The following is a 14,474-nucleotide window of genomic DNA, read 5'->3' on the forward strand; positions in this document are numbered from 1 at the left end:
AAACCATTTTTTTTGCCTCAGCTCTTTGACACCCATTGTAGTAAATATAGTAAAACCTTAATTTAAACGTTCGTTTATAATGCTTCGTACAATATCTACAGCAACAGTATTATACCTATTGTTTGGTATAATAATATCTGCAAATTCTTTTGTGGGCTCAATAAACTGTTGGTGCATAGGCTTAAGCGTGGTTTGATACCTATTAAGCACTTCATCTAGATCTCTACCGCGCTCTGCAATATCTCTCTTGAGACGACGTATTAATCGCTCATCACTATCTGCGTGTACAAAAACTTTGATATCAAAAAGATTTCTAATAGCAGGATCTGTAAGTATAAGAATACCCTCTACCACCATCACATTAGTAGGCGTGGTAAGCACCGTCTCTTCTGTACGGTTATGTGCAACAAATGAATATACTGGTTGTAATATGTTCCTTCCTTCTTTAAGTTCTTTGAGATGTTGACACAGCAATGGAAAATCTATCGCATTAGGGTGATCAAAGTTTACTTTCTTTCTTTCCTCCATAGAGAGGCTAGAAAGATCTTTATAATATGAGTCTTGGGAGATAACCGTTACCTGTCCTTCTGGAAGGTCTGAAACTATCTGATCTACTACGGTAGTCTTTCCACTACCGGTACCTCCACCTATACCTATTATGAGCATAATTGTAATTGTGTTGTTTTAAGTACGCTTTCGCGAAAGCGTTATTCTTTTTATTCCTCTTCTTGTCCGTATTGATCTATATACTCTGGGTATAAAAACTCATTATATGGAAAACGTGTTACGTGTATCTCTCTCACGCGCTCGTATACCTTCTTTCTAAAGGAATCAAAGTTGTTTTTATTAAGCGCCGAAATAAATATCGCATCACCATTAGTACGTGACATCCAGGTCTCCTTCCACTCATCTAGTGAGTAGTGAGCCCCCGTGCGTTCTACCATAAGGTCATCATCATCATAAGCCTCTGCCTTATATGCATCAATTTTATTAAAAACCATAAGTGTAGGTTTATCCATACTCTTTATCTCATCAAGAATCTTATTCACGGCATTAATATGATCTTCAAACTGTGGGTGTGAGATATCTACCACGTGCAATAATAAATCTGCCTCGCGCACCTCATCTAGTGTACTCTTAAAAGAGTCTACCAGTTGTGTAGGTAACTTTCTTATAAACCCAACGGTGTCTGATAGTAAGAATGGTAAATTACCTATTACCACCTTACGCACAGTAGTATCAAGAGTTGCAAAGAGTTTATTTTCGGCAAACACCTTACTCTTGCTTATCACATTCATAAGGGTACTTTTACCCACATTTGTATATCCTACAAGAGCAACTCTTACCAGTGCACCACGATTACCACGTTGTGTAGACATTTGCTTGTCTATGGTTTTCATTTTCTTTTTAAGCAGTGTGATTCGGTCACGTACGATACGTCTATCTGTCTCAATTTCTGTCTCTCCAGGACCACGCATACCTATACCCCCACGCTGGCGCTCAAGGTGTGTCCATAAACCTACTAGACGAGGTAAGAGATACTCATACTGCGCAAGCTCTACCTGCGTACGCGCATAACTAGTTTGTGCTCGTTGTGCAAAAATATCTAGTATAAGATATGTACGATCTACAATTTTACATTTAAGTAGTGCCTCAATGTTACGCTGCTGTCCCGGTGTAAGCTCGTCGTCAAAAATGACTGTACCTACATCGTGCTGCTCTACATAAGCAGCTACATCTTCCATCTTACCAGTCCCTATAAAAGTTTTAGGGTTAGGACGTTCTAATTTTTGACTAAAACGCTTAAGAACCTCTGCTCCTGCCGTGTAGGCCAGAAACTCGAGTTCATCAAGGTATTCTGTCATTTTTTCGTGCGTTTGTTTTTGGGTTACAAGCCCTACAAGAATGCACTTTTCATATTCTATTTTTTCAACTTCCAGCATAAATACAAAGGTAGCAAATGGATTGCAGTCTTTTTGACTAAATTGTGGGTCTCATAGATACTGTTTAATATGGAGGACACAACCGCTTTCGCGAAAGCGCAAACCAAAAAAATAAAATGTGCTATAGGTTTTTACAATCTTGAAAACCTTTTTGACACAAAAAATGACCCCGCAACACTAGATGACGACTTTACACCAGGTGGTTTTAAGGAGTGGAACTCTTATAAGTTTGACAAAAAAGTTAAAAAACTGGCTAAGGTTATTTCTAAAATAGGAAAAAAAGAGACTGCGACATCACCAAGCTTACTAGGCGTAGCAGAGGTAGAAAACAAGGCTGTACTAGAAGCACTAATAAAAACTAGTAAGCTTGAAGATGAAGGGTATGCTATCGTACATTATGACTCTCCAGACGAGCGTGGTATAGATGTAGGGCTACTATATAAAAAGAAAGACTTTGCGGTACATAAAAGCGAGGCGATTACATTATACCTAGAGACAGAAGAGGGAGATCGCGACTTTACCAGAGACATTTTATATGTGCAAGGTAACTTACTCGGTACAGAGGTACACATACTTGTAAACCACTGGCCATCTCGACGTAGAGGAGCAAATGAAACTTCTCACAAACGAATAAAAGCCGCTCAAAAAAACCGAGAACTTATAGACAATCTTGTTGCACAAAATCCAGAAGCAAGGGTGATTATAATGGGTGACTTTAATGATGGACCACATAGTGAGAGCATAAAAAAACACCTGGTTAAAACTGACTTTTACAACCCGATGCTTTATCTCGGGACGAGATATGAGGGTAGTCTTAATTATAATTATGAGTGGTTCATCTTTGATCAAATTATCTTTTCAAACAACTTTGTGCGTATTTATGACAATGACCTCCTTTATGAGAAGTCTGACATTTATAATGATTTTTATCTCACAGAGTACGATGGGAAGTTTAAAGGTAATCCCTTTAGAACATATGCTGGCAAAAACTATCTGGGTGGTTATAGTGACCACTTCCCTGTCTTTACAATTTTAACGGCAACTGTTAAAAACTAGAATTTACCAAGTAGGAAAGAAGTCGGTTGTCGGGTTTATAAAGTATTATATCCAATATTTTTGTTAATTGTTTGAAGATTGCTTTATTTGTTACACTTTAGCAGTGTATATAATTTAGCTTTATAGCGTATTCATTACATAATTTGCATCATAATCGTGCAGTTCTATGTGATTTAAGGATATTTCTTTATTCAACTATAAGGCTATAAATCACGACAAACCCAATCAAATGAAGAGACTTTTACTTTCCCTACTTTGGCTTATCCCTTCGGCATTATTTTCACAAATTACTGTAGACGAATCACTAACAACACAACAACTCGTAGAAGACATTCTCATAAACGCCTCTTGTGCAGGAACTGAGAACTTTGTACAAAGTACAGGTACAGATTTTGCATCTGTAAATGGCGTGGGTGCTTTTAATGCAAATGGCAGCAACTTCCCCTTTGAAGCGGGAGTAGTACTAAGTTCTGGTAGCGTATCTACGGCACCAGGCCCTAACCTTACTACGCAAAGCAACGGTGGGGCAGCCTGGCCAGGAGATACAGACTTAGAAAACTTTACTGGTGCAACGGCAACAAATAACGCTTCATTTATACAGTTTGATTTTACTCCCTTTACTGAGCAATTGAGCTTTGATTTCTTAATGGCATCAGAGGAGTACAATCAAAATTTTGAGTGCACATTTACAGATGCCTTTGCTTTTATACTTACAGATAATGACACAGGAACCTCTGTAAACCTTGCTGTACTACCTGGCACAAACACTCCAATAGAAGTGACAAACATAAGACCTGAAGTACCTAATAATTGTGCTGCAGTAAATGAAGAGTTTTTTGGTCAGTACAACTTCCTCCCTTTTAATGATGAAAACACAGCTGCAACAAACTTTAATGGTCAAACTGTCGAGCTTACCGCATCTACCACAGTAGTACCGGGAAATTCATACACGATTAAACTTGTGGTAGCAGACCAAACAGATAGTCTTTTTGATATTGCAGTATTTATTGAGGCTGGTAGTTTTAACGTTACAAATACAGATCTAGGTGAAGATTTACTCGTTGAAAATGGCCTTGCATCTTGTGAAGGAAACCCTGTTACTCTAGATGCTACAGATCCAGATGCAGAAACTTATACCTGGTTGCTTAACGACGTAGTTATAACTGGAGAAACAGCATCAACACTAGTTGTTACTGAGCCTGGTGAATATAGCGTAGTAGTAACTCTTACAGATTTGCCAGATTGTGAAGTACGAGACGATATAACAGTCGAGTTTATTTCTGAACCTGCAGTAAATATTGATGATGTAGTTTCTTGTATGGGAGAAACCGAAACTTTAGACACAGGCCTACCCGCAAGTACAACAACATTTGTTTGGAGTCTAGATGGAACTGTTATAACAGGGGAAACAGGACCATCTATAAGCGCAACAGCATCAGGAACATATACAGTACAAGCTATTTTTGATGCTGGATGTACCTATACAGATGATGCTATTGCTACTTTTAACGTAGCGCCTATTGTAGACCTTGGGGAAGACATCAATAGTTGTCTTGAAGATGCTGTCACTCTAGATGGATCTCCAACTAATGTAGACCCTGACGGATCAACTTATGAATGGTTTTTAAACGGGACTCTTATAGCGGGAGAGACCTCTGCCACACTAGAAGCGACTTCCCCAGGAGTGTATGAAGTTTTTGTAACCTTTGAAGGGTGTGTTGGGACCGATACATTAACAATTAATCAAGCTAACGAGGATGGCTCTAGTTGTAATATAAATGATTTATGTCCAGATGCCCTACCACTAGTATGTGGAGACACTGTAACAGGAACAACTGTAGGATCTACCTCAACTGGTGAGCCTGGAACTTGTGGAACAGGTCCTGGAGCTCCAGGAAACTACTATACATTTACTGGAACAGGAGAGCTTATACAACTAGCAATGTGTAACTCTACATATGATACAAAACTTCAAGTATTCACAGGTACCTGTGACGCTTTAACTTGTGTAGATGGAAACGATGATTCTTGCGGCCTACAATCTGAAGTAGACTTTCTTTCTGTAGAAGGTGTAGAATATACAATTTATGTTTTTGGATTTGGATCAAGCATAGGAGATTATGAGCTTACTGTCACCTGTATTGAAGCTCCTCAAGGTTGCCTTGATGCCGAAGAACTACTTTGTGGTGATACCGCTACTGGAACTATAGTTGGAGCGCCAGCAACAGATGTTCCATTAGAAGATTGTGGAAATATAGGTACAGGAGACTCTCCAGGAGTCTGGTTTACATTTACTGGTACGGGTGATAGCACTGAATTTAGTTTACTTGACTCAACATTTGATACTGGCTTACAGATTTATTCTGGCTCTTGTGAAGAGCTAATATGTGTAGAGGGTAATGACGATTTTGGTGGCACAGAGCAATCTAAAGTTGAGTTTGTTACAACTGTAGGTACAGAATATTTAATCTATGTGTATGGAGAAAATGGCGCTACTGGTGGTTTTGAATTATCTATAGAATGTACTCCACCAGCAACTTGTGATGATATTGAACCACTATGTAGTCAAGAGGGCCTCATTTTTGAAAATACTTCTGATGGATCTTCGGCTCAAGATGGCATTGATTATGAGTGTTTATTTTCTCAACCTAACCCTAACTGGTTTTACCTTGAAATAGGTCAAGAAGGTGATATAGACTTAGAAATTGTTCAAAACACAGCTTTTGACGCAGATGGCAACCCTACAGGCACTGAACTAGATGTAGATTTTATAGCTTGGGGACCATTTGACAGTCCAGATAACGCCTGTGAGAACTTAAATCCAAGTACAAGTGTAGATTGCAGCTTCTCTGCAGCCGCTGTTGAGACATTTACAATTCCTGACGCTCAAGTTGGTGAGGTTTACATACTTCTCATTACGAATTTTAATGGATCAAGCGGATTTATAAGTGTAGGTCAAACTGGTGGTGATGGAAATACCAACTGTAGTATTGTATGTCCAGATTTTGATATAGACCTAGGTGATGACCAATCTGTTTGTGACGTAAGTTCTATAGAGCTCACTGCAACGCTTTCTGGGACCAATACAGCAAACCCTTCGTATGAGTGGAGCACTGGAGAAACAACACCTTCCATTACTGTTACAGAAACTGGTGTTTATGAAGTCATTGTTACTGTAGATGGTTGTTCTGAGAGTCAAATTGTAAATATTGAGTTTGGATCAACACCTGTTATAGAATTAGGAAACGATTTTGACACTTGTTTTGAAGATGCTATTTTCTTAGATGCAAGCCCTTCTAATATAGATCCATCACAAGTAACTTATCAATGGTTTCAAGACGGTATAGAATTACCAGATACTTCCTCATCAATAGAGGTTGTAGAGCTTGGCAATTATGAAGTTGTCGTTTCAGATAATGGTTGTGTTGCTACAGATAGCATACTTATTACAGGTAGCATTCTTGATGTACAGCTTATGGACAACTTCCAAACTTGTCCTAATGAATTACAAACTCTGACTGCCACAACAGATGCGGCTGGAGTTAGTTTCCAGTGGTTTGTAAATGGAACTGTAATAGATGGCGCTACAAGTGCTACCTATGACGTTATATTACCATCTACTACTGTGGGTACTCAAACCTTTACTGTAGAAATAACTAGAGGGGTTTGCTCTGGCACTGCACAGGTAGATGTGACTCTATATGAGGTAGGAAATTGTGTTATTTCCGAAGGTCTTTCTCCATCTGGATCACCAGGCTTCAATGATACACTTGATTTACGCTTCCTTTCTGACAGATCTGGAATAACCAATCTACAAATATATAACCGTCTAGGTACTTTAGTATTTGAACAAGACTCATATACAAATGAGTGGAGAGGACAAACTGATGCAGGTGATGACTTGCCTACAGGAACTTATTTTTATGTAATCACTCTTGAACGAGAAGACCCAACATATGGAACTCAAGCTACAGGGTGGATTTACTTAAATCAAGAATAATCAAAAATCTAATTGTACCTACGATATAGTTGAATTAACAACGAGACAACAATGAAGAAACTACTATTACTAACGCTAATTTTAAGTCTATTTTACGTAGACGAGTCTGTTGCTCAACAAGACCCACAGTATACACAGTATATGTATAATATGAATGTGGTAAATCCAGCTTATGCTGGCCTTAAAGAGAGTCTTGCAATAAACCTATTATATAGAAACCAATGGTCTAGCTTAGACGGGTCTCCAGAGACATTTACATTTGCTGCACACTCACCTGTTTCAGAAAAAGTGGGGCTAGGAATATCACTTATAAGAGATGAACTAGGCCCAGTAAGAGAGACTAACGCTTATGCAGACTTTTCATACACCATAGATGTAAGTGACGACTTTAAGCTTGCTTTAGGTGTTAAAGCTGGAGCAACTTTTCACGAGGTAGGCCTTGTAGACCTCGAACTTCAAGATCCCGGCGATGCATTTTTCTCACAAAACATTAATCAAACGTATCCCAACGTAGGGACCGGTGCTTTCTTATACAGCGATAAGTTTTATGTAGGACTCTCTGTACCTAATTTACTTAACTCTGTTCATCTAGATACTAATGAACTAAAAATAGGCTCTGAGACTAATCACTACTTTATAACTTCGGGTTATGTTTTTCAAGTTTCAGATAATGTAAAACTTAAGCCTTCAGTAATGGTAAAATCTGCGTTTGATGCACCAGTTTCTTTTGATGCAAATGTTAATGCGCTCTTTCTAGAAAAGTTTGAACTAGGCGTTTCTTATAGATATGATGATTCATTTAGTGGGATAGTAGGTTTTCAAGCAACACCAGAGTTTAGAATAGGGTATGCTTATGATGCAGTAACTTCTGAGATAAATAACATAGCCCCATCCTCACACGAGATCATTATAACCTACAACATTCTGCGTAATAAAAAAGCATTACGTTCACCTAGATACTTCTAAACCTAACCATAGCACACTAATATGAAGAAGTTTTACTTATATATATTGCTCCTAATTTTTACAGCAACAGGAGCCGTAGCACAAGACAAAGACACAAAAAAAGCAGATGGTCTGTTTGAGAGACTTGCTTATACCGAAGCTATAACTGAATACACCAAACTTATAGAAAAGGGAAAAGCAGACAAGTATGTATATGCACAACTCGCCGAAAGTTATGCAATACTAGGCGATACAAAAAAAGCAGTTTCTTTTTACAAAAGAGCTACTAAAGGAAAAAGCGCAAAGCTCACACCAGATCTTATGTATAAGTATGCACAAGCTCTTAAGGCAGAGGGTAACGCGGCAGACTATAAAACTTGGATGCAAAAATTTACTCAGGCAAAACCCAATGATTCTAGATCTGCTAGTTTTTTAAAGAATTCTAATTATCTAAGCCAGCTTTTAAGTCAAGAGCCTGCTTATACCGTAACAAATTCCGGAGCTTTAAATACAAGTTATGCAGACTATGGGAGTGCGGTAAGTAACAACACACTTTACTTTGCTAGTGCTAGAAATACAAATCGCAAAAAACATAATCTAAATGACGAACCTTTTTTAGATATATATACAGCGACACTAGACGGATCAAAATTAGGAACAGCCTCTTTACTAACAGGTGACGTAAATACAAAGTATCACGAGGGCAAAGTAGCGATCTCTCCAGATGGAAAACGTATGTATTTTGACCGCAATGACTATTATAAAGGAGATCTAGATAAGGACGAGGCTGGCGTAAACCAAATTAATCTTTATACTGCAGAAAAGGTAGGAGGAGAATGGGTAAATGTACAATCTGCTCCATTTAATAGTGATGAGTTCTCAACCGGTCATCCCGCAATTAGTCCTGACGGTAACACGCTATATTTTTCTAGTGATAGACCTGGCGGAAAAGGAGGGTCAGATTTATATATGGTTGCTGTAAATAAGGATGGAACATTTGGCACACCTACCGCGCTCAAAAATCAAATCAATACAGAGGGTACAGAAGTATTCCCTTTTATAGCTCAAGATGGCACTTTATATTTCTCAAGTGATGGTCATATGGGTATGGGAGGCCTTGACGTATTTATGTCAGAGAGTAAGGGGGCAAACACGTATGCTATTCCTCAAAATGCAGGTACAGGGATAAATAGCCCTGCAGACGACTTTTCAATATATATAAACCAAGATACAGATACAGGTTTTATCTCTTCAAACCGTGCCGGTGGTAAAGGAGGAGATGACATTTATATATTAGGACAACTGCCTCCTTGTGATGTAGATGTTGCTCTCACGGTAGTAAATCCAGCTGGTGAGGGTATAGATAAAGCTCTTGTGATTGTAAATAATACTACAGATAACACAAGTGAGTCTGACACTGCTACAACAACAGGTAAATACCTCTACCAGTCTAAATGTAATCGTACATACACAATAACTGCGAGCGCAGATGGCTATAAAGAAGCAAATCAAAACATTACAGTAGGTAAATCTGGTATGAGCCAGACTATAACGCTAGAACCTATTATAGATCAAGTAGTTGTTACAGAAACAGAAGTTGTTTTAAATCCTATTTACTTTGATTTTGATAAGTCTAACATACGTCCCTCTGCGGCAGCAGAGCTAGATAGACTTGTGAACGTTATGAAGCAATACCCTACTATGGTAATAAGTGCAGAGTCACACACAGATATACGTGGGTCTGAATCTTATAACAAGAACCTATCGCAACGTCGTGCAGACTCAATGCGAGATTATGTAGTAAGCAAAGGCATAAATGCTAGCCGCATCTCAAGTATAGGAAAAGGAGAGTCTGAACCTGCTATAGCTTGCGGTACAAACTGTACAGAAGATGAACATCAACTTAACAGACGCTCTGTCTTCAAGATAGTTACTAGATAAACTGGATAATTATTAACTAACCAACCATCCAGGAAGCCGCAATGCGTAAGTGTTGCGGTTTTTTTATACCGTAATATCAAATTAGTATAAAGCGCTAGTTGTAACCTGATATTACAATGCAGACTATGTTCTTTTAAGAAACCGTACGGTTATTTACAGCCAAATTTTTTGGCCTCTTGTGTTGCCAACTATCGATAAGCACATTTATTTCAGCAGTCTAGTTAAGTTGCCTTGATGCTTTAATAAAAAAACCCACTGCTAGTAATACTAACAGTGGGTTTTTAAAATGTATTATTCCGCTTTCGCGAAAGCGTATATATAACTACGTTACTTAGTTTGCATTAATCTGTATCTCGTCAAGCTCAAAAGTACCGTCAAAATCTGCATCACCAGACCCGCTGTATCTAAAAGCAACATAACCGTTAGACTCAATACAAGAAAGATCTACAATACCAGAGTCTATCCAGTCTCCAAAGAAATCTCCATCATCTACAATCACTCCTGCAGGTAAAACATCCCAAGTGGCTGTTGCAATAGTAGCCTCGGTACCATCCCAATCACTAGAAAAAAGAAGGTCAAGCGTACTACCGTCTGAAAAACTGTTTGAAGTCATAAACTGAAGTGTCTCACCAGTATTAGCCTGAAGGTCTAGCATAGGTGTGATTAACCAAGCGATAGTAGCATCATCTCCAGACTGGAAAGATCCTACTCTTGCAGAAATACCTAAAGAGGCGTTTTGACCTCCACTAGAGTATGCCTCCCAAGTTTCTGACCCTTCTTGCTGGTAGTTAGTCCATCCATTTCCAGATATTGGGCTATTTGTAGCTTGTGTCTCAAAGAAATCTTCAAAAAGAATTGTACTTCCTGCAGCATCTGCCACACCACAATCTATCTCTACCGGATCACAACGCTCTGCTTGATCAAAAACTACGTCATTTCTGTCGTTTATAGCAAGATTAAAGTCTTCTCCAAAGAAATTACGAGTAAGTACTCCAGAAATACTTCCGCGTCCCGTAGGAAGTACTATAGACTTGAAATTTGCAAAGGTACTTGTGCTTAAAATAAGTGTTTGCTCTGTCGCACAACTAAAGATAGTGCGCTCTCCATCAAACTCATCTAGTGGCTCACCCGCATAAGTAAGGCTTTGATCAATCACTTCTTCTTTTGCAAACTGAACATCTGTAAGTTTTATAAAAATGTTTTCTAAGTCTTCACTTAGGTTTGAGATGGTTGTCTCTACAGGAACAATAGTCTCTACCGTTGCAGATCGCTGTATGTAATCAAATTGTAATGGAGCTGGTATCTTCTCAAGGTTGTTTGTAACTCCCAGTGTTAACACACCATTACTTTCACCTAAGTGAAGACCTCCTAATTTTACAAATATCTTACGCCCTATCTCATAATATGTAAATAGAGGGCTCTCGTCTATTAAGATACGTACTCCTGCAGTAGGCGCTGTAGCGTTGTCTTGTATAATGATTTCTTCAAACCAGTTACCAGACTCATCACTACTTATCACAAATCCTTCTACATACTGTGTAGACTCTGTAAGATCTACCGTTTCTCCTTCTTGAAGGAATAAGTTTCTAAGTGCAGAAACAGAGATTACTTCGCCATCAAGAACAGGATCTGTTGCGGTAAGATCTGGCGTGGCAAAATCATCATCTTGCACACAACTAGTAATAGTAAGCAACGCAATAATGGCTGCAAATACGTGGGTTAATTTTATTGTTTTCATATTAAATATCTTTCTTAATTATTTTATTAAAAGCGCACGTATGCGTTTACATAGTATGTTGTTCCTCTACCAAAGAAGAGACGATCACCAAAAACTGGGGTGTCTCTTTGTGCCTCTTCTAGGCTTGACCTATAATTTGCTCGTCTACTATCTTCAAAACCTCCTGTAATGTAGGTCTCATCTAGTACATTATTTACAGTTGCAAAAAAGCCTACAAAGTAGTCTCCTACCCTCCAAGATTTACCTCCTATAATATTGACCAAAAAGTAATCATCTATTTCTGTCTGTCTTAGTAAGTCTCTCGCTACATCTGTGTCATAATCATTAAATGGTTGTCCATCTATGTCTTGATTAAAGTTTGCAGTTCTAGCTAGGTTACTAAAGTCTAAGTATGAATTTGAGAAGTAGTTTACTGTAAGTCCAAAGTTCCAGAATTCTGGGTCTCTATACTCAAAACCTAGTTGGTAGGCTCTTTCTGGTCCTCCTGCAACGTGCAAATCTTTTATTGCAGTTGTCCCATCACCAAAGGTTTGAGGCCCCTCAAAATCATCTGATGTATAATATATATTAGGATTATTTGCATACGTGTATTGCCCTACAGATGCTGCAGCCTTAAGTTTAAGAGTAGGTAATACCTGCGCTTCTATACCTAGCTCTGCTCCTATATTTCTACGTTCTACATTTGTAAGAACCTCTTGAACAAAAGAAGCTTCTGTACCAGCTATACTATTTTGTGTAAAGAAGAAACCTATGTCTGTTCCTTTTTGAAAACCAGTATAAAACCCCGTAAGACGTCCCTTTACTATAGGTGATCTAAAAATATAACTTGCATCTACACTCTGTATTTGCTCTGACTCTAAGCCTATCACTACATCATTATTTTGGCGAGCATTACTAAAGCTATTTCGTATACCTGGAGCTACAGAATAATATCCTGCATTTACATCTATAAGGTGACGCCCAGATAATTTATAGGTTGCACCCGCTTTAATTCCTCCGTTTGTAAACGAAAGTTTCTCACTAGGTCCAAAAGAGCGACCACCTGTAAAGTTTCCGTTCTCATAGAGTCCCGTGCGCTGGTATGAAGTATTACTTGCTGTACCAGAAACATAAAAATCTACTTTGTTATAAGTAAACTGTGCCTGTGCAAAGCCAGAAACTACGGTCGCATCCATATCATAATTATACTTATAGCGATCACCCTCTACTACTACTCTATTAGGGTTACGTACATCACTCTGTGCAAGATCTCCATCTTGACCGTCTTGACTCTCACTTACAGAAAAGTTATCTATATCTAGAAAACCATCTCCCCCTAGTAGGTCGCTTACTTGTGCATAATTTTCGCTCTTTAACCCTCTATAGCTCACATTACCATCTATAGTGATAGCGTCTGTTACTTGAGAGTTAATTATCACATTTGCGCTAAGCTGGCTATCATCTATCACATCGTCTTGAAGTATGATATTAGAATTGCCTCCATTAGCATTTGCTTGATATAAAGAATTCCAATCAAATTGACCATCATTTATAAAGTCCTGCTCTAGAAGGTATGCATTCTGAAAATCATAAGCCGTAGGATTAGGATCTTGTAAAGCATAACTAGGCAAAAGTTGATAATAGTTTGGCGCTGGATTTCTCAAACTACCATTATCTACTCTACCACTTTTTATAGAACCAAACTGGTAGCCCAGGTTTGAGTTGATTGTTGTTTTATCGCTTAATGTCCAGTAGTGATTAAGCATAAAAACAGGCTCTTCTATCTCTCGCTCTCTTGTATTACGCTTCTCACCATCTTGATAACCCCAAAAAGGATTATACGTTCTTCCTTTTAGATCAAACTGCTCTTCTGTAATAGCTGTCGCTCTACCACGTCTGTTAGGCGTATAGAATCCCGTAAAGTTTAAACTATGAGCATCATTTATTTTTTTCTCAACAGAGAGATACATAGAGTTTGCATCATATAATGTTCCATCTTGAAAACCTTCTTCTCCAAAACGTCTTGCTAGTAGCACACTATATGCCCACCCGTTTGCGTTAAGACCAGAATTATAACTTGCCATCACTCTACCTTGATATGAGGCATTTGCAGCAGCATAAGATATTCTACCTCCTTCTCGTTCTTGTGAAGCTCGCATTACGATATTTGTAACCCCTGCGAGACCTCCAAAGCTATATTCACTAGGAGTAAGTCCTTGAGAAAATTCGCGATTACGCTGTGCGTCATTTAGCCCTCCCCAGTTACCCCATTGTGGTCTACCGTTAAACTGTTTATTCATCTCAATCCCGTTAATGAGCACTTTGCCATTTGCATTATCGAGACCTCTAGGTCTAAAAAAAGTTGCACTCCAGTCAAAAGCGGCTGCGCTTAAAAAAGCATCGCGACCAGCAGATAGAAGTCCTGACACATTAAAGTTACCTAGATCATCATCACCACTGTTAAGATCATTATCAGAAAGTGAGATTAACCCTATTTGCTGCTGCTCTGCAGAGATGTCTACATCTAGTGTAATCACATCAAGATTGAGCGTTTGCCCAGTTGTAAGAATAATAGGAAGCCTCTTAGTGATAAAACCATTTTTTAAAACTAAAAGAATCTGATCTCCTTCCTGGGCCAAGTTGTTAAGTACAAATACTCCCATAGCATTTGTCATTGTTTCTGCAGCGCTCTTTTCGAGACGTAAAGTAACGTCTGGAAGCGGCTCAGAGGTGATGGCATCCATCACCGTTCCTTTTATTTGTGTTTGCGACCACGCTGTGGCTGCTAGAAACACACATAAAAGTGATAAAGTAAATTGCTTCATAAATGATTAATATTTGGTGGGTTTATTAAGAAACCGTTACGATTATC

Annotated in this window: 8 protein-coding genes; 4 read left to right on the forward strand and 4 right to left on the reverse strand. The window is 38.6% G+C overall.

Annotated elements, in window-relative coordinates; genetic code table 11:
* Window positions 1–57 precede the first annotated feature (57 nt).
* Window positions 58–666 (reverse strand): uridine kinase, encoded by a 609-nt coding sequence (gene udk / locus MED134_RS07670; RefSeq protein WP_035325822.1) that lies wholly within the window; start codon window positions 664–666, stop codon window positions 58–60.
* Window positions 667–716: 50 nt separating this feature from the next.
* Window positions 717–1,943 carry a GTPase HflX gene (gene hflX / locus MED134_RS07675; protein ID WP_035325824.1) on the reverse strand — a complete coding sequence of 409 codons (1,227 nt, stop codon included), beginning with the start codon at window positions 1,941–1,943 and terminating at the stop codon, window positions 717–719.
* Window positions 1,944–2,012: 69 nt separating this feature from the next.
* Between hflX and MED134_RS07680 the strand changes: the two genes are divergently transcribed.
* From MED134_RS07680 to MED134_RS07695, 4 genes are all read left to right on the forward strand, one after another.
* Window positions 2,013–2,999 (forward strand): endonuclease, encoded by a 987-nt coding sequence (locus MED134_RS07680; RefSeq protein WP_052084157.1) that lies wholly within the window; start codon window positions 2,013–2,015, stop codon window positions 2,997–2,999.
* Between the two features lie 229 nt (window positions 3,000–3,228).
* Window positions 3,229–6,999 carry a choice-of-anchor L domain-containing protein gene (locus tag MED134_RS14715; protein WP_052084159.1) on the forward strand — a complete coding sequence of 1,257 codons (3,771 nt, stop codon included), beginning with the start codon at window positions 3,229–3,231 and terminating at the stop codon, window positions 6,997–6,999.
* A 51-nt stretch (window positions 7,000–7,050) separates the two neighbouring features.
* Window positions 7,051–7,965: a type IX secretion system membrane protein PorP/SprF gene (locus MED134_RS07690; RefSeq protein WP_038597593.1), complete on the forward strand. Its 915-nt coding sequence runs from the start codon at window positions 7,051–7,053 to the stop codon at window positions 7,963–7,965.
* A gap of 21 nt (window positions 7,966–7,986) precedes the next feature.
* The gene (locus MED134_RS07695; protein WP_038597596.1) at window positions 7,987–9,885 is read left to right on the forward strand and encodes an OmpA family protein; all 1,899 of its coding nucleotides are present in this window, start codon (window positions 7,987–7,989) and stop codon (window positions 9,883–9,885) included.
* Window positions 9,886–10,216: 331 nt separating this feature from the next.
* Here MED134_RS07695 and MED134_RS07700 read toward each other — a convergent pair whose 3' ends face one another.
* Both MED134_RS07700 and MED134_RS07705 read right to left on the reverse strand, forming a co-directional pair.
* A complete protein-coding gene (locus tag MED134_RS07700) occupies window positions 10,217–11,623 on the reverse strand; it encodes a DUF5689 domain-containing protein (RefSeq protein ID WP_038597599.1) in 1,407 nt (468 codons plus the stop codon).
* A 26-nt stretch (window positions 11,624–11,649) separates the two neighbouring features.
* Entirely contained in the window at window positions 11,650–14,427 is a 2,778-nt protein-coding gene (locus MED134_RS07705) for a carboxypeptidase regulatory-like domain-containing protein (RefSeq protein WP_038597602.1), read from the reverse strand.
* Between the last annotated feature and the right edge of the window lie 47 nt (window positions 14,428–14,474).

The sequence above is a fragment of the Dokdonia sp. MED134 genome, from assembly GCF_000152925.2.
GTDB lineage: Bacteria > Bacteroidota > Bacteroidia > Flavobacteriales > Flavobacteriaceae > Dokdonia.

What these genes read in the sequence shown, in the direction of transcription:
- hflX (WP_035325824.1), bottom strand. Translation starts at nt 1,943, where the DNA reads ATGCTGGAAGTTGAAAAAATAGAATATGAAAAGTGCATTCTTGTAGGG.
- MED134_RS14715 (WP_052084159.1), top strand. Translation starts at nt 3,229, where the DNA reads ATGAAGAGACTTTTACTTTCCCTACTTTGGCTTATCCCTTCGGCATTA.
- MED134_RS07700 (WP_038597599.1), bottom strand. Translation starts at nt 11,623, where the DNA reads ATGAAAACAATAAAATTAACCCACGTATTTGCAGCCATTATTGCGTTG.
- MED134_RS07680 (WP_052084157.1), top strand. Translation starts at nt 2,013, where the DNA reads ATGGAGGACACAACCGCTTTCGCGAAAGCGCAAACCAAAAAAATAAAA.
- MED134_RS07690 (WP_038597593.1), top strand. Translation starts at nt 7,051, where the DNA reads ATGAAGAAACTACTATTACTAACGCTAATTTTAAGTCTATTTTACGTA.
- MED134_RS07705 (WP_038597602.1), bottom strand. Translation starts at nt 14,427, where the DNA reads ATGAAGCAATTTACTTTATCACTTTTATGTGTGTTTCTAGCAGCCACA.
- MED134_RS07695 (WP_038597596.1), top strand. Translation starts at nt 7,987, where the DNA reads ATGAAGAAGTTTTACTTATATATATTGCTCCTAATTTTTACAGCAACA.
- udk (WP_035325822.1), bottom strand. Translation starts at nt 666, where the DNA reads ATGCTCATAATAGGTATAGGTGGAGGTACCGGTAGTGGAAAGACTACC.